General features: G+C 65.7%; 15 protein-coding genes. 10 read left to right on the top strand and 5 right to left on the bottom strand.

Annotated elements, in window-relative coordinates; all coding sequences use genetic code 11:
* Positions 1 to 148: 148 nt before the first annotated feature.
* From CVV68_RS00705 to CVV68_RS00665, 9 genes are all read left to right on the top strand, one after another.
* On the top strand, positions 149 to 877 hold the full coding sequence (locus tag CVV68_RS00705) for an IclR family transcriptional regulator (protein WP_110499336.1): 729 nt from the start codon (positions 149 to 151) through the stop codon (positions 875 to 877).
* 298 nt (positions 878 to 1,175) lie between these two features.
* Entirely contained in the window at positions 1,176 to 2,648 is a 1,473-nt protein-coding gene (locus tag CVV68_RS00700) for a fumarylacetoacetate hydrolase family protein (RefSeq protein ID WP_110499085.1), read from the top strand.
* Positions 2,609 to 3,349: a GntR family transcriptional regulator gene (locus tag CVV68_RS00695; protein ID WP_110499084.1), complete on the top strand. Its 741-nt coding sequence runs from the start codon at positions 2,609 to 2,611 to the stop codon at positions 3,347 to 3,349. Before CVV68_RS00700 ends, CVV68_RS00695 begins: the two co-directional genes overlap by 40 nt.
* Positions 3,350 to 3,400: 51 nt before the next feature.
* Complete coding sequence (hpaE, locus tag CVV68_RS00690; protein WP_110499083.1) at positions 3,401 to 4,906, top strand: 5-carboxymethyl-2-hydroxymuconate semialdehyde dehydrogenase; 1,506 nt, start codon at positions 3,401 to 3,403, stop codon at positions 4,904 to 4,906.
* A 26-nt stretch (positions 4,907 to 4,932) separates the two neighbouring features.
* Positions 4,933 to 6,006 (top strand): 3,4-dihydroxyphenylacetate 2,3-dioxygenase, encoded by a 1,074-nt coding sequence (gene hpaD / locus CVV68_RS00685; RefSeq protein ID WP_110499082.1) that lies wholly within the window; start codon positions 4,933 to 4,935, stop codon positions 6,004 to 6,006.
* A gap of 175 nt (positions 6,007 to 6,181) precedes the next feature.
* A complete protein-coding gene (gene hpaH / locus CVV68_RS00680; protein ID WP_110499081.1) occupies positions 6,182 to 6,967 on the top strand; it encodes a 2-oxo-hept-4-ene-1,7-dioate hydratase in 786 nt (261 codons plus the stop codon).
* Positions 6,952 to 7,761: an HpcH/HpaI aldolase family protein gene (locus tag CVV68_RS00675; protein WP_211320676.1), complete on the top strand. Its 810-nt coding sequence runs from the start codon at positions 6,952 to 6,954 to the stop codon at positions 7,759 to 7,761. The genes hpaH and CVV68_RS00675 overlap by 16 nt, the downstream gene beginning before the upstream one ends.
* Positions 7,762 to 7,903: 142 nt before the next feature.
* Positions 7,904 to 8,194: an antibiotic biosynthesis monooxygenase family protein gene (locus CVV68_RS00670; RefSeq protein WP_110499080.1), complete on the top strand. Its 291-nt coding sequence runs from the start codon at positions 7,904 to 7,906 to the stop codon at positions 8,192 to 8,194.
* A gap of 142 nt (positions 8,195 to 8,336) precedes the next feature.
* The gene (locus CVV68_RS00665) at positions 8,337 to 9,230 is read left to right on the top strand and encodes an aldo/keto reductase (protein WP_110499079.1); all 894 of its coding nucleotides are present in this window, start codon (positions 8,337 to 8,339) and stop codon (positions 9,228 to 9,230) included.
* 60 nt (positions 9,231 to 9,290) lie between these two features.
* Here the strand turns inward: CVV68_RS00665 and CVV68_RS00660 are convergent, their stop codons facing one another.
* Positions 9,291 to 11,183 (bottom strand): FAD-binding monooxygenase, encoded by a 1,893-nt coding sequence (locus CVV68_RS00660; RefSeq protein ID WP_110499078.1) that lies wholly within the window; start codon positions 11,181 to 11,183, stop codon positions 9,291 to 9,293.
* Between the two features lie 209 nt (positions 11,184 to 11,392).
* Here CVV68_RS00660 and CVV68_RS00655 point away from each other — a divergent pair, with 209 nt between their 5' ends.
* Entirely contained in the window at positions 11,393 to 11,602 is a 210-nt protein-coding gene (locus CVV68_RS00655) for a hypothetical protein (RefSeq protein WP_146238785.1), read from the top strand.
* 246 nt (positions 11,603 to 11,848) lie between these two features.
* Here CVV68_RS00655 and CVV68_RS00650 read toward each other — a convergent pair whose 3' ends face one another.
* The 4 genes from CVV68_RS00650 to CVV68_RS00640 form a co-directional block, all read right to left on the bottom strand.
* Entirely contained in the window at positions 11,849 to 13,291 is a 1,443-nt protein-coding gene (locus tag CVV68_RS00650) for a hypothetical protein (RefSeq protein ID WP_245933254.1), read from the bottom strand.
* A complete protein-coding gene (locus CVV68_RS24060) occupies positions 13,231 to 13,662 on the bottom strand; it encodes a hypothetical protein (protein ID WP_245933253.1) in 432 nt (143 codons plus the stop codon). The genes CVV68_RS00650 and CVV68_RS24060 overlap by 61 nt, the downstream gene beginning before the upstream one ends.
* Positions 13,663 to 13,964: 302 nt before the next feature.
* A complete protein-coding gene (locus CVV68_RS00645; RefSeq protein WP_110499334.1) occupies positions 13,965 to 14,981 on the bottom strand; it encodes a glycoside hydrolase family 130 protein in 1,017 nt (338 codons plus the stop codon).
* Between the two features lie 128 nt (positions 14,982 to 15,109).
* On the bottom strand, positions 15,110 to 15,865 hold the full coding sequence (locus tag CVV68_RS00640) for a carbohydrate ABC transporter permease (protein ID WP_245933273.1): 756 nt from the start codon (positions 15,863 to 15,865) through the stop codon (positions 15,110 to 15,112).
* Positions 15,866 to 15,913: the final 48 nt, after the last annotated feature.

The raw sequence follows: 15,913 nt of genomic DNA, 5'->3' as shown, positions 1-15,913 counted from the left end.
CACAATCATGGCCTGCCTGCATGCGGCCAAGCTGACTGCACACGTCGCGGAAGTTCAATAGTTGAACCGGGTGTCCCAATACGGAACAATTGCAGCTGGGACCGCAGGCATCGCAGCCTGCCGGCCGGTCCCTGAAAAGGATGACGACGTGAGCACAGACGCAGTAGAGAGCCGTCCCACGAACGTGCCGGCCCACTCCCAGACACTTTCACGCGGCATCCGTGCCCTGGAAATTCTGGCCGAGGCCCAGTCCCCCATGACCATCGCCGAACTGTCCGCGGCACTGGGCGTGCACCGCTCCATCGCCTACCGGATCGTGCGCACGCTGGAGGACCATTCACTCTTGGTCAGGGACGACGCCGGCCGCGTCCAGGCCGGCCCGGGGCTGGCGGCACTCGCCCGCGGCGTGAACCGCGACCTCCAGACAGCAGCACTGCCGGAACTGACCGAGCTGGCCAACGAGCTGGAGATGACGGCTTTCATTGCCGTGTGGGACCACCGCGATTCCGTCACCCTCCTGACAGTGGAGCCCAGGCATTCCGGAGCCACGCTTGCCCAGCGTCCAGGGACCCGCCATTCCTTCAGCTCCGGCGCACCCGGCATCGCCATCCAGTCCGCCATCAGTGAGGACACGTGGGCGCGGCTGGCACCGGGCCTGCCCTACCGTCCCGAGGCGCGTGCAGCCCGGTTGACCGGATTTGCCACCAGCCACGACGAGGTCCTCCCCGGGGTCTCCGCGATCGCCGCTCCGATCCACAACCCCGGCGGCATGCCGGCGGCCATCTGCGTGATATCCCTGGGGCCAAGCACGGATCCAGTGGCCATCGGCTCACGGCTGGCCGCAAGCGCACGCACCATCGAGGCACAACTCCAGTAGTCCCGGACGCTTCGGCGCCTGGCTCGCCCCCGAATTGAAAAGACAGCACATGCGGGTGTCCATCCTGTCCGCCGAATTGAAAAGACAGCAGATGCGGGTAAGTTGACCACCAACCCACATCTGCTGTCTTTTCAATCGGCGCAATGATCCACGCGCCCAGTGGCGGCTCCGAAAAGACCTCCAGCCAGGGGTTGACGTGACCGGGACAACACGGCTAGGCTGATCGTATACGATTTCGTACTCGATATCCGGGGCCGCATGCAGGGGCCACACAGCAAAACCATCACAGGAGCGTTCCGTGGAACAAGTCACCGCAGCCACCGTCAAGCAGGCCGGCAAGGTCGTCGCCGTCCATCTGGCGTACCGGTCGCGTGCGGAGCAACGCGGGCGCATCCCGGCCAAGCCGTCCTACTTCCTGAAGGCGTCGTCGTCCCTGAGCCTGAGCGGTTCGGAGATCGAGCGTCCGGCCGGCTGCGAGCTGCTCGCCTACGAGGGCGAAATTGCCTTGGTCATCGGCACCGCGGCACGCCGCGTCAGCCCCGGGGACGCCTGGTCCCATGTCGGGCACGTCACCGCCAGCAACGACCTGGGCGTCTATGACCTCAAGTACGCGGACAAGGGTTCCAACGTCCGCTCCAAGTCCGGCGACGGCTTCACCCCGTTCGGCCCCGGCCTGATCCCGGCGGCCGACGTCGACCCGGCGGGCCTGCGCGTGCGCACCTGGGTCAACGGCGAGCCCGTCCAGGACGACACCACGGCGGGATTGATCTTTCCGTTCAGCCAAATCATTGCGGACCTGTCCCAGCTCATGACGCTGGAACCAGGCGACGTCATCCTCACCGGCACCCCGGCCGGATCCTCAGTTGCGGTCCCCGGCGACGTCATCGAGGTTGAAGTTGATGCCCCGGCGGCCGGGCTGAGCAGCGGACGGCTGCGCACCGCCGTCGCCCAGGGCACCACAGAACTGGCGGACTTTAGCAACGGGCCAAGGGCCACCGACGCCGACCGCGAAGATGCCTGGGGTTCCGCCGAAGCGGCGGGCCTGGCACCGAAGGGCCTCAGCGCCGAACTCAAGCGCAAGCTGACCAGCGTCGGCACCGCCACCCTGAGCGCCCAGCTCCGCAAGCGCGGGCTGAACAACGTCAGCATCGACGGCCTGAAGTCGACCCGCCCGGAGTTGCGGATCGCGGGCACCGCCCGCACCCTGCGCTACGTGCCCAACCGCGAGGACCTGTTCAAGACGCACGGCGGCGGCTACAACGCCCAAAAGCGCATCATCAACACCTTGAACGACGGCGACGTCCTGGTCATGGAGGCCCGTGGCGAGCCCGGCACCGGCACCGTCGGGGACATCCTGGCCCTGCGCGCCCAGATCAACGGAGCGGCGGCCATCGTGACAGACGGCGGCGTGCGCGACGTGGCCGCCGTGGCGGCACTGGACATGCCCACGTTCTTCACCGGCGCGCACCCCGCCGTCCTGGGCCGCAAGCATATTCCGTGGGACACCGACCTGACCATCTCCTGCGGCGGCGCCACCGTCCAGCCCGGGGACATCATCGTCGGCGACTCGGACGGCCTGCTGGTGATCCCGCCGTCGTTGGCGGAGGAAGTGGCCGACGACGCCATCGCCCAGGAGCACGAGGAAACCTACATTGCCGAGATGGTCGCCGCCGGCAACGGCGTGGAGGGCCTGTACCCGATGAATGCGGCATGGAAGGCGAAGTTCGCCGAATGGGCCGCCACGCACCCGAACCCGGCGGCGCAGCCGTGACCACGCCGACCGCGGGCGAAACGGCCGGCAGCAAGTCGGAGCGGGCCTACGCCGCCATCAAGGAGAAGATACTCGGCGGCGAGTACACCCCCGGCTACCGGCTGGTGCTCGCCAAGCTGGCCGGGGACCTCGGCTTCAGTGTGGTGCCGGTGCGCGAGGCCATCCGCCGGCTCGAGGCCGAAAACTTCGTCACGTTTGAGCGCAATGTCGGCGCCACGGTGGCCGGAATCGACCCCACCGAATATCTGTTCACCATGCAGACACTGAGCATTGTGGAGGGCGCCGCCACAGCGCTGTCTGCCCCGCTGATCACGGCGTCCGACATTGCCCGGGCCAGGGCCGTGAACGCCGCCATGCGCGAAAGCCTGGACCATTTCGACCCCATCCGCTTCACGGCCCTAAACCTGGAATTCCACAGCGTCCTGTTTGAAAACTGCCCCAACCCGCACATTCTGGACCTGGTCCACCGCGGCTGGAACCGGCTGCAGGCCCTGCGCTCCTCCACATTCAGCTACGTCCCGGGCCGGGCCAAGGAGTCCGTGGCCGAGCACGAGGCGCTGCTGGCCCTCCTCGAAAGCGGGGCCGGCGCGGACGACGTCGAACGCGCCGCCCGCGCCCACCGCGCCGCCACCCTGGACGCCTACCTGGCCCGCCGCAGCCCCGAACAGCGGGCCCATGTGCCCGTGTCCGCCTCCTACTAAACCCGACCAACCCGAGCACCCCCCAGCAAACCCCAGCAAAGGACATTCTCAATGGCTGAGCATTACCTTCCGGACAACCTGCCCACCCACATCCAGCACTACATCGACGGCAAAAAAGTCGATTCCGTCGGCGGCGAGACCTTCGACGTGTTGGACCCCGTGTCCAACAGCAACTACGCCACTGCCGCCGCCGGGCAAAAAGCTGACATCGACCTGGCCGTGGCCGCCGCCACGAAGGCCTTCAATGACGGCCCGTGGCCGCGCATGAAGCCGCGGGAACGCGCCCGCGTCCTGAACAAGATCGCCGACGCCGTCGAGGCCCAGGAGGGCCGGCTGGCCGAACTGGAGACGTTCGACTCGGGCCTGCCGATCACCCAGGCCCGCGGCCAGGCGCTGCGTGCCGCCGAAAATTTCCGCTTCTTCGCGGACTTGATCGTGGCCCAGTTCGACGACGCCATGAAGGTCCCCGGCGCACAGATCAACTACGTCAACCGCAAGCCGATCGGCGTCGCCGGGCTCATCACCCCCTGGAACACGCCGTTCATGCTCGAGTCCTGGAAGCTCGCACCCGCGCTGGCCTCCGGCTGCACCGTGGTGCTCAAGCCGGCCGAGTTCACACCCCTGTCCGCGTCCCTCTGGGCCACCATCTTTGAGGAAGCCGGCCTGCCGCACGGCGTGTTCAACCTCGTCAACGGCCTGGGCGAGGAGGCCGGCGACGCGCTGGTCAAGCACCCGGACGTGCCGCTGATCTCCTTCACCGGCGAAACCACCACCGGCCAGACCATCTTCCGCAACGCCGCCACTTCCCTCAAGGGCCTGTCCATGGAACTGGGCGGCAAGAGTCCCTGCGTGGTCTTCGCCGACGCCGACCTTGACGCGGCTATCGACTCCGCCCTGTTCGGCGTCTTCTCCCTTAACGGCGAGCGCTGCACGGCCGGCTCCCGCATCCTGGTGGAGCGGTCCATCTACGACGAATTCTGCGAAAAGTACGCCGCCCGGGCCAGGAACATCGTGGTAGGCGACCCCCACGACCCCAAGACCGAGGTGGGCGCGCTGGTTCACCCCGAGCACTACAACAAGGTCATGTCCTACGTGGAGATCGGCAAGTCCGAGGGACGCCTGCTCGCGGGCGGCGGCCGCCCCGAGGGCCTGGAGACCGGCAACTACGTGGCCCCCACGGTCTTCGCGGACGTCAAGCCCGACGCGCGGATCTTCCAGGAGGAGATCTTCGGCCCCGTCGTCGCCATCACCCCCTTTGAGAACGACGACGAGGCGCTCGCCTTGGCGAACGGCGTCAAGTACGGCCTGGCCGCCTACATCTGGACGCAAAACCTCACCCGTGCCCACAACTTCGCCCAAAACGTCGAGGCCGGCATGGTGTGGCTCAACAGCCATAACGTCCGCGACCTGCGCACCCCCTTTGGCGGCGTGAAGGCCTCCGGGCTGGGCCATGAGGGCGGCTTCCGCTCGATCGATTTCTACACCGACCAGCAGGCAGTGCACATCACGCTCGGCCCTGTCCACACCCCCAAATTCGGCGCCTCCGCCGCCAACTGACCACGCCACTCAAAGAGGAGTACCCCATGACTGACTTCATCCCCACCCCCTCCGTCCCGGCACCGGACATCGTCCGCTGCGCCTACATGGAAATGGTTGTCACCGACCTGTCCAAGTCCCGCGAGTTTTACGTGGACGTGCTGGGTCTCCATGTCACCGAAGAGGACGAGAACACCATCTACCTGCGCTCCCTGGAGGAGTTCATCCACCACAACCTGGTGCTGCGCAAGGGCCCGGTGGCTGCCATCGCGGTTGCCGCCTTCCGCGTGAAATCCCCGGCTGAGGTGGACGCCGCCGAAGCATATTACAAGGAGCTGGGCTGCCGCACCGAGCGCCGCAAGGACGGCTTCGTCAAGGGCATTGGCGACGCCGTCCGCGTGGAGGACCCGCTGGGCTTCCCCTACGAATTCTTCTACGAAACCACCCACGTGGAGCGCCTCACCCAGCGCTACGACCTCTACAACGCCGGCGAGCTGGTCCGCCTGGACCACTTCAACCAGGTCACCCCGGACGTGCCGAAGGGCCGCAAGTACCTGGAGGACCTGGGCTTCCGCGTCTCCGAGGACATCAAGGACTCCGACGGCGTGAGCTATGCGGTGTGGATGCACCGCAAGCAGACCGTCCACGACACCGCCCTGACCGGCGGCGACGGCCCCCGCATGCACCACGTCGCCTTCGCCACGCACGAGAAGCACAACATCATCCAGATCTGCGACAAGATGGGCGCCCTGCGCATCTCCGACCGGATCGAGCGCGGCCCCGGCCGCCACGGCGTCTCCAACGCGTTCTACCTGTACATCCTGGACCCGGACGACCACCGCGTGGAGATCTACACGCAGGACTACTACACCGGCGACCCGGACAACCCCATCATCACCTGGGACGTGCACGACAACCAGCGCCGCGACTGGTGGGGCAACCCCGTGGTCCCGTCCTGGTACACCGAGGCATCCCTGGTCCTGGACCTGGACGGCAAGCCGCAGCCCGTCGTCAAGCGCACCGAATCGTCCGAAATGGCCGTCACTGTCGGCGCCGACGGCTTCTCCTTCACCCGGGAACCGGGCGAGGAACGCGGCTTCAAAATGGGCAACCAACTCTAGATCCAAATGCATCCACCGGTACTGCAGCCGCCTTCGCCGGTGGGGCATTTGCCCCCCGCCCGCTTCGCGGTGCCCGAAGCCACTCCCTGGGGCAAAATGCCCCACCGGCTCCCGGCGGTTGCAACGCCGGGAGGCGGCACTAGGATCTAAGCCTTCGAATTTGAGGAGACACACCATGCTTGATGACGACACCATTGCACGCATTGCCGATGACCTGGTTGACGCCGGACGCACCCGGACGCCGATGCCGCGGCTGACGACGCGGTACCCGGAAATGACGGTGGAGGATTCCTACCGGGTGCAGAATCTGTGGCGGCAGCGCGGCGAGGCTGCCGGCCGGGTGCTGGGCGGCCACAAGATCGGCCTGACGTCCAAGGCCATGCAGGCGGCCACGGGCATCACGGAGCCGGACTACGGCATCATCTTCAAGGACATGATCCTGGAAAACGGCTGCACGGTTCAGTGGAAGCAGTATTCGCATCCACGCATCGAGGTGGAGCTGGCGTTCCTGCTCAAGGAGGACATCAGCGGACCGGACGCCACCATCTTCGATGTCCTCCGGGCCACCGAGTACGTTGTGCCGGCGCTGGAAATCCTCGATTCCCGGATCGAGATGGCGGGCCGGACCATCGTGGACACCATCAGCGACAACGCGGCCATGGGCGCCATGGTGGTGGGCGGAACGCCCGTCAAGCCGGACGCATTGGACCTGCGCTGGGTCTCGGCCATCCTGTTCAAGAACCAAACGGTCGAGGAGACCGGGGTGGCGGCCGGCGTGCTGAACCACCCGGCGCAGGGCGTGTCCTGGCTGGCCAACAAGATCGCCCCGCACGGGGACTTGCTCAAGGCCGGGGAACTCATCCTCGCCGGCTCCTTCACCCGACCCCTGTGGGTCAATGCGGGAGACACCGTTTTCGCCGACTACGGAAAGCTGGGGACCATCACATGCCAGTTCAACTGACACCGGAGCCGTCCTTCAAGGACACCCTGGCCGCGTCCGCCCGCCCGCTGGCCGGCATGTGGGTATGCTCCGGCAGTCCGCTGGTCGCTGAGATCTGCGCGGGGGCCGGGCTGGACTGGCTGCTCATCGACGCCGAGCACAGCCCCAACGGCCTGGAGGGGATCCTCGCGCAGCTGCAGGCCGTCCACGGCTACCCGGTCACGGCCGTGGTGCGCCCGCCGGCCAACGACACCGTGCTCATCAAGCAGTACCTGGACCTCGGTGTCCAGTCGCTGCTGATCCCCATGGTCCACACGGCCGACGACGCCGCTGCCGCGGTGTCCGCCGCCAACTACCCGCCGCGCGGCGTCCGCGGCGTGGGCTCGGCCCTGGCCCGCTCCGCCCGCTGGAACCGCATCCCCGGCTACCTGGCCAACGCATCGGAAACCATCACCGTGATCGTCCAGATCGAGTCGCGGGAGGCCGTGGACAACGTAGCGAAAATCGTGGCCGTGGACGGGATCGACGCCGTCTTCATCGGCCCGTCCGACCTCGCCGCGTCCATGGGCGTGCTGGGACAGCAGGAACACCCGGACGTCGTGGCCGCCGTCGAGCATTGCATCAAGGTCGCCAAGGCGGCCGGCAAGCCGGTGGGCGTCAACGCCTTTGCCGAGGCGACGGCGCGCCGCTACCTGGCGGCGGGCGTGGACTTCATCCTGGTCGGCGCGGACGTGGCCCTGCTGGCCCGGGGCAGCGAAGCCCTCGCCGCCAGTTACCTCCCGGCGGCCGGACCTGGACCCGCCACCAGCTACTGATCCCCAGCTCCGCTCACGTTCGCAGCGCTAGGGCGCTGACCACGAGGGGGCGCTCGGAGCTGTGGGCCGCACTGCTGTGGCGTGCGCTGCGGTAGCGTGGAAGGACAGGCGCCCGGCGACTCCGGGCCCGGAAGGAGCACCCATGTCCATCGTTGTCATTAATGCACTCAAGGTTCCCGTCGAAGCGGGGTCTGAACTGGAGGCGCGCTTCGCCGCCCGCAAGCACTCGGTGGACGGCTCCCCGGGCTTCGAGGGATTCCAGCTCCTGCGCCCCGTCGCCGGGGAGGACCGCTATTTTGTCTACACGCAGTGGGCCACCCGGGAAGATTTTGAAAATTGGCGTGCCCAGCGTGCCGGACACGACCACTCCGCCCAGGCACCGGTGGCCAGCGGCATGGACCTGCTCGAGTTCGAGGTCGTCGACCTGGGCTAACGCGGCGCGGACCTTTGAAGCTGCGCACCGTTCACCGCCAACACCGCGGCACTTCTCAAGTGGCACGGGCCCCACGGCCAACGGTGCGCAGCTTCAAAGCCCCTTTCGGAATAATGCCGGCAGAACGCCGGTTGGCTCGAATATGACGCAGATAACACATGGTGCTTCCGCACCGACCATCGACATCAAGGATCTCGGCACCGTCCAGCGGCTGGGGTACGGCGCCATGCGGATTACCGGGGAAGGCATTTGGGGCGAACCCACCGACCATGCGGCAGCCGTCGCCACGGTCCGCCGGGCCGTGGAGCTGGGCGTCGACTTCATCGACACCGCCGACTCCTACGGTCCCGACGTGTCCGAGCGCATCATCGCCGAAGCCCTCCACCCCTACCCCGCGGGTCTCCACATTGCCACCAAGGCCGGGCAGGCGCGGCCCGCACCCCACAAGTGGGTTCCCTTGGGCCGGGCCGAATACCTGCGCCAACAGGTCGAACTGAGCCTACGCAAACTCAAGGTGGAAGCCCTGGACCTGTTCCAGCTGCACCGCATCGACCCCAAAGTGGACGTTGAGGAGCAGTTCGAGACCATGCGCGCGCTGCAGGACGAGGGCAAGGTCCGGGCTCTTGGCCTCTCCCAGGTTTCGGTCGCGGAGCTGGAAACCGCGGCCGGGTACTTCACCGTGGCGAGCGTGCAAAACCGGTACAACCTCACCGACCGGTCCTCCGAAGACGTGCTGGACTACGCGGAGGCAAACGGCATTGCCTTCATCCCGTGGGCCCCCATTTCCGCGGGTAGGCTGGCCGGCCCCGGCGGCGCGGTTCAGGACGCCGCTGAGCAGTTGAGCGCCACATCCTCCCAGGTGGCCCTCGCCTGGCTCCTCCATCGCTCCCCCGCCATGCTCCCGATTCCGGGAACGTCCTCCGTAAAACACCTGGAGGAGAACCTTGGCGCTGCGGCGCTGCGCCTGGATGAGGAAATGTTTGCCGCATTGGACGCCGTAGGCCGTGCCGAACATGAGCGGTCGGCCACAACTTAAAGCACTCAAGGCGGCCCCGCCGTGAAATCACTGGGGGCCGCCTTTTTCGGCCGGACACGGCTAGACGCGGGCTCCCGAGTGGATCCGCGCGAAGAATTCGCCAAGCTCCGCGGTGGCCGTGAGCGGCAGGATGTTCGCCACGTACTGGTCCGGGCGGACGACGACGACCACGCCCTCGCGGGAGAGGCCCCGCTCGTCGAAGATGTTATTGCCCGGCACTGTCCCGTAGACCTTCTCCAGGTTGGTCAGCCTGAACGGGCCAACTTCCGGCTTGAAGGCATTGGGGACGGCGTTGATGTCGATGTCCTCGTGCGGCTGCTGGTAGATGACCTTCACATCAAACCAGGCATCGTCGTCAAGCCCGTCGGGCATGGCGGCCAGCGGCGAGTCCGGCGCGGCGGAGAGCCATTGCGCGAACCCGGCGACTGGTGAGGCGGCACCGGCGGGGGACGGGTCAGCGAAGACGTAGATGCGCCACCGGCCGTCAGCTGCGGCCTGGTGGCCCAGGTGCAGCGGGTTGGTGTCGCAGACGCGGCACGCGATCGCCGACTTGAAGCGCTTGCCCAGTGGGAAGCCTGTGGCCAGCCCCTGGTGGGTGGCTGCGCCTGTGATCAGCGAGGGGGCGTACTCAGTCATGAAGCCGGCCGGGAACTCCGCGGTGCGCACGTAGAAGTCCTCGAGCTCGGACGGATCGTCGAATTCCTCGGGCTTCTTGGCCATCATCGTCGACCACGTCTTGTCGAAGTCGATGAGGTTCTTGGCCACCACCTGGCGTTCGGCCGAATACGTCGACAGCAGGGACTGCGGGCTGCGGCCCTCGAGGACGTGGCCCAGTTTCCAGGCGATGTTGAAGCCGTCCTGCATGGACACGTTCATGCCCTGGCCGGCCTTGGCGCTGTGCGTGTGGCAGGCGTCGCCCGTGATGAAGACGCGGGGCGTCCGGGCGCCCACGTTCTCAGGCACGACGTCGTCGAACCTGTCCGTGAGGCGGTGGCCCACCTCGTACACGCTGTGCCAGGCAACGTTGCGGACTTCCAGGGTATAGGGGTTGATGATGGCGTTTGCCTTGGCGATGATGGCCTCCATGCTGGTCTTGCGCACCTGGCCGTTGTCGTCGTCGGGCACCACACCGAGGTCCACGTACATGCGGAACAGGTACCCACCCTCGCGCGGGATGAGCAGGATGGAGCCGCCGTCGTGGGATTGAATGGCGCACTTGGTGCGGATGTCGGGGAAATCGGTCTTGGCCAGGACGTCCATGACGCCCCAGGCGTGGTTCGCCCGGTCGCCGGCCATGGTGCAGCCGATCGAGGCCCGGACCTTGCTGCGCGCGCCGTCGCAGCCAACGACGTACTTGGCGTGCACGGTCTTCTCGGTGCCCTCGTCGGCGCCGGCGCTGCGGACCAGCGTGACTTTGACGGGATACTCACCGTCCTCGGCGACCTCCAGAGTCTGGAAGTCCCAGCCGTAGTCCGGACTCACGCGGGCCGGCGCGTGGGCCGCGACCTCGGCGAAGTAGTCCAGGACGCGGGCCTGGTTCACGATGAGGTGGGGGAACTCGCTGATGCCGGTGGTGTCGTCGACGGCGCGGCCGCCGCGGACAATGTTGTGCGGGTTTTCGGTGTCGGGGCGCCAGAACGCCATCTCGGTGATCCGGTAGGCCTCCGCGATGATCCGCTCGGCAAAGCCGAAGGCCTGGAAGGTTTCCACGCTGCGCGCCTGGATGCCGTCGGCCTGGCCGATGGCGAGGCGGCCGTCGCGGCGCTCGACGATGCGGGTGGTGATGTCCGGGAACTGGGCCAGCTGGGCGGCGGTCAGCATGCCCGCGGGGCCTGAACCGACAATGAGCACGTCCACCTCGTCGGGGAGCTCCTCGGGACGGTCGACGCCGGTCCCCGCCGCCGGTTGGATGCGCGGGTCTCCGGATACGTATCCGTGGTGGTGGAACTGCACGTGAATCTCCTCACTTCATTGTGGGCGGCGCATTCACCACCACTCCTTGGAATTCGCTATTTGAACACGTAGTTCCAATAACGCACACTAAGCATAATTGTGTGCGCCATCTCACGCAAGCCTGCGACAAGTCAACTAAAGTGCTCGCGAAATCTCTGCTCAGAGTCGGGCTGCTGGGATCACGGTGGACGGGTATCGGGATATCGATGGTGACCAGACGTGAGATAACGAAGAAGTTCGTTGCGGAGTATTCGCGGGCGTCGAAGAAAGACAAAGGCAGGATCCTTGGCGAACTGTGCGAAACGGGTGAAGTCCACCAAGACCGATCCGGAAATCGCTACCTCTACGGCATCCTGGGCGTCACCGACCTGTCCATTACTGGACACCCCAAAAACAGCTTCCTCGGGACACGCTATTAGCGGATGGTGGCAGGCCGCACCAAGATGAAAGCCATCGTCGTCACCGCCGTCTGGCACATGCTCGCCCAAGGCAAATGTTACCTTGACCCCGGACCGGACTTCTTCACCAAAAGGACCCCATCCGAACCAAGAACAACCCCGTCCACCCCCTTCAAACACTCGCCTGCAACCTCTCCTTGGGCACCCGGGAGGGTACCCGTGCACCCTATTTTCGTATTTGGTGCAGAATCAACTTCTCGACTGACCTCACAGCGCCGACACGATAGTGAACCCGCTCGGCCGGACGGGAATGTCCACGGTGCCAGCACGCACCACGTTCGTCGCCACCGGTTGCCCGGTGCTGTTGTATTGCCGAACCCTGGCTGCGGTCGCGAGCGTAGTGTGCACGTTTTGCGACAGACTCGACGCGCTCACGGACAGGTCACGTCCGGCCGGGCCCTCGACTCGCAGATGCGAGACGACCGGCTGGATGAGAAGGGCATCCAATTGGGCCGATCCGAGAACGAACGCCGCGATTGTTCTCGTTCCGGGTGTGATCGTCCGCTTGAGCGAGAGCGGTAGCAGCACGGAAGTGGTCCCAGCAATGCCCTGGGTACCGGCGGACCCATTCTGCGTCGAGCCAAGAAATGTCGGTTTGTGGTGCGGGGCGAATGCGGTCCAGAACGTCCGCCCCGAAGGGCCGGACGTTCTGCTCACCACAGGGTACACGTTGGACTCCCCAGCTGTCGTAACCGGAATCGAAACACTTGCCCGAAGCAGCGCGTTGACGTACGCACCACCGGACCAATTCGCGGAACCGGTCCACGCTTGCGGCGGTGTGACCACCGTGGCGCGTCCGGACAATCGTCCGGACTCTGCTTCGACCGTCGTGATGCCTTCAACCGCGGAGCGCGATGTCAGTCCGGTTGCTGTCGCACGCAACTGCGGATGTGAATCCAACGCCAGCATTGTCAGCTCGGTATGGATGGCCGATTCGGCGCCATAATTGTGGTTGACCTGCGCAGTCGCGGAAATGCCGTCGACGCAGACCCCGGTTGCGGCATCGTAGACGGGAGTGTTCGCGGGGTTGGCTCCGAAGAACCATCCAGCGGCGATGGATGCGAGGGCGAGCATCCCGCTATTGCCCGTGTTGTCGCCGACGGTAACGAGAGATTCCACGAGTGAATCCGCGCCGTACGCGATCTGCGTGCGCTCGAAGGGAGTCGGCGTCCACGCATTGTCCGGGCCGCCGGTCGTGAGTACCTGCGCCATGAACTGTGCCGTTGCCGCTTCGGCGGTGAGTTGCCAGTCACTGCGGTTCAGGGCGACGGCGGCGTTCGAGAGGGCCGCAGGCGCCATGCCGGCCCAGGCGTTCCATGTCGAGCGAGAGGTCGTGGTCGCGAGAAATGCGCCGTATGGCCATTTCTGCGCGCCCCCGCTCGCCATAGCGGCGATGCCACCGGCCTCTTCACTCAACGCGTTGCGGACGGTAGAGTTTCCGGGATCCGCCTTCAGATAGGCGGCGAGGCCGAGGGCGGCCTCGGCGGATGCGCCGGTGCTGTCACTGATGAGCCAGCCCGGTACTCTGGCACCGTTGGCGATCTGCCACACGCCGTAATGGGAAAGGGATTCGCGATTCAACGCGCCGATTACGAGCTCCAGCCGGTCCTTGAGGAAGGAGCCGAACGCGGGATCGCTTGCGCTGAACACGGGTATGACTCTCCCAGCGCCCAGATGGTGCGGGCAAGCCAGAACGAGTCGCTCGCGTCGCTCGGGTTGGGGGAGTCCGGCGGTGTCGGAGTCGCGTTGAGGCTGCCGTCTGATTGCTGCCAGAGCACTACGTTGCCCGCGTCGGGTCCGCTCGAGGTCTGCAGATAGGTCAGGTCGCGGAGGAGCCCATAGGCGTGTTGGCGGCTAGCCTCCGAGTGCGTTTGCTGCCAATCGCGCACGTAGACGACGACGGCACGCGCGATGTCGTCCGCGTCGAACGCACCCTGCGCGTAGTAACCTTTGGCGGCATTCGTCACGTCACCGCCGCCAACCCGGGTGAAGCTGCCGTTTTCGTTCCGATTCGCGTACACCCATAGTGCCTCAGCGGTCGGCGCGGCGGCCTGATCGTAGGTCCCGTGGTCTGGGACGCTAGGCACTAACGGTACAGAGTCGAGCAGAAAGTCGAGATGCGCAAGGTTGGTAACCGGCGCATTCGAGGTTGTGCTTGACGTGGCTGATGCCGCAACTCTTGCGGATGCCGACGGAGCAATCACTGCTTGTGTTGTGATGGTCGCCGCGGCCGCGCAACCAGCAAGCACGGCAAGCCGAAGGCGATGTGAGCGGTGCAAGTGCCGTGCTGTTCGACGGATGCCCTCAACCGTGTCTGGTGATGTCATTCGAGTCGCTCCAACCGTGCGACGCCGATCTTCGAGTCGGCCATTCCGTAGAAGACAAAGTGCGTGCCGTTTACTTCCTCGATTGCGGTCGGAAAGACCACGTTCGGCACGGTGCCGCTGCGTTCATCCGAGGTGTGCGCCGACAACAGCGGTGCGGGTGTGCGCTGCAGGATGCGCCAGGGCTCGTCTGCATCCAGAATCATGCCGCCGGCGGCGTAGTTGACGTTCTTTTGCTGCTCGATCCCGCGGGTGAGCGTTCCGGTCACGCCGTGGTGCAGCAGCAGCCACCCTTCCGGCACCCGCAGCGGGGGTGGGCCACTGCCGATCTTTAGTGCCTCGAATGCGAACTCAGGGGCCGCGAAGAAGCGGTGCTGGCCCCAACGGGTGAGCAAGCGCATGTCTTTTCGCACTGCATTCAGCGGCACGAAGCTGATCCAAATGCTGGGGCGGTCATCGGGTAACCACGACGGCAAAATGGGTGACTCGCCCTCGCGAATATCGCTCAAATCCCAGGACGGGCGGTGTAAAACCGCAAGCGATTCCGCCCCATCAGGCGCCACGATCGGCTCTGGGAAGAAGGTGGTGTCCTTGTTGTGGTAGAGACCGAGGTCCACATCAAGCGTATCGTCGTAGTCGAAAGTGACAGGGCCCAGTCTTCGCCAGTGGTGCAGATCCTCACTCGTCGCGATCGCCGTGTATGGCCCGAGCGGGCCGAACGCCACATAGGTCATCACGTGGAGGCCAAGTGCGGCAATATGGGTGACCCGCGGATCCTCCACCCCGGCGTTCTGTGCCCCGCGCTCCCAGGTTCGGTCGGGAGAGAGCACCACACCCTGCCGCTGGACAGAGGTGGGAACACCGTCCGTCACGACGACGCGTGCGATCGCGACGCGTGAGACGTTACCGGCCGCGACGATCCGCGGCAGCAGGTAAAGCCCGCCGTCCGGCCCACGACCACTGGCTGGATTGAGCACCCCTTCCGCCTCGAGCTTGTTGCCAGGCTCGGGCTCCATCAGCACGCCAACGCGCGTCAGTCGATAAGGGAAATCAGTGGTGGTCACGACAGCCTCCGGTGTATTTGAATGGTTGCGATGTCCGGCAGACTAGGCGCCGAGCTGCAGTGTAATTCGAGCGGTGTGATTTACCCCTTCACCGACGAGCCGAGGTCGGCTGAGATGAAGTAGCGCTGACCGAAGAGGAACACAACTACGACGGGTGCAGCCAGCACGCACGCTCCGGCGAGTATCGCGCCAAACGGGTTCGCCGCAGAGGATGCCACGTTGCTGATGTAGTTGGCCAACGAGACGGCGAGCGGCTGCATGCTCGTCTCTTTAGTTATGAGGAACGGCCAGAGGAAATCATTCCACGGCCCGATGAAAGTGACGAGCAACGCGGTCACCAACGCCGGACGCACGAGCGGAAGTGCCACTCCCCAGAGCAGCCGGAGTTCACTGGCCCCGTCGATGCGTGCCGCGTCGAACAGTTCGCGAGGCAGTTGCATGAAGTACTGGCGGAAGATCAGTACCGCCACCGAACTGATAGCAAAGGGCAGAATCATCCCCAAATAGTTGTCCGCCAGTCCATAGTCTCGGGCGATGAGCACATAGAGCGGAATCATGAGCAGCTGGAACGGCACCACCTGCACGAGTAGAACGAGCGCGAACGTCGCATCGCGTCCGCGCCACTGCAGTACCGCCAGCGCATACCCGGCGAGCACCCCAAACACGACGGTACCAAGCAGCACACCGCCGGTGAAGATGCCCGAGTTGACCAGCCCCGTCAGTAGCCCGATCCGGCTGTTGATCGCGGCGTAGTTGGCGAGTGTCAGGTTCCCTGGCTCCGGGAACGCGCCAGCGATCGTCGTATCGGGGCTGGTCTGCAGCGACCCGATGAGCATGTAATAGAACGGGAACAGGAACACGAACGCGCCAATGATCAGCACGAC

It is taken from the genome of Arthrobacter livingstonensis (assembly GCF_003219815.1).
Lineage (GTDB): Bacteria > Actinomycetota > Actinomycetes > Actinomycetales > Micrococcaceae > Specibacter > Specibacter livingstonensis.
Note: the sequence above shows the minus strand (reverse complement) of the source record. Positions and strands in the feature narration are given on the sequence as shown.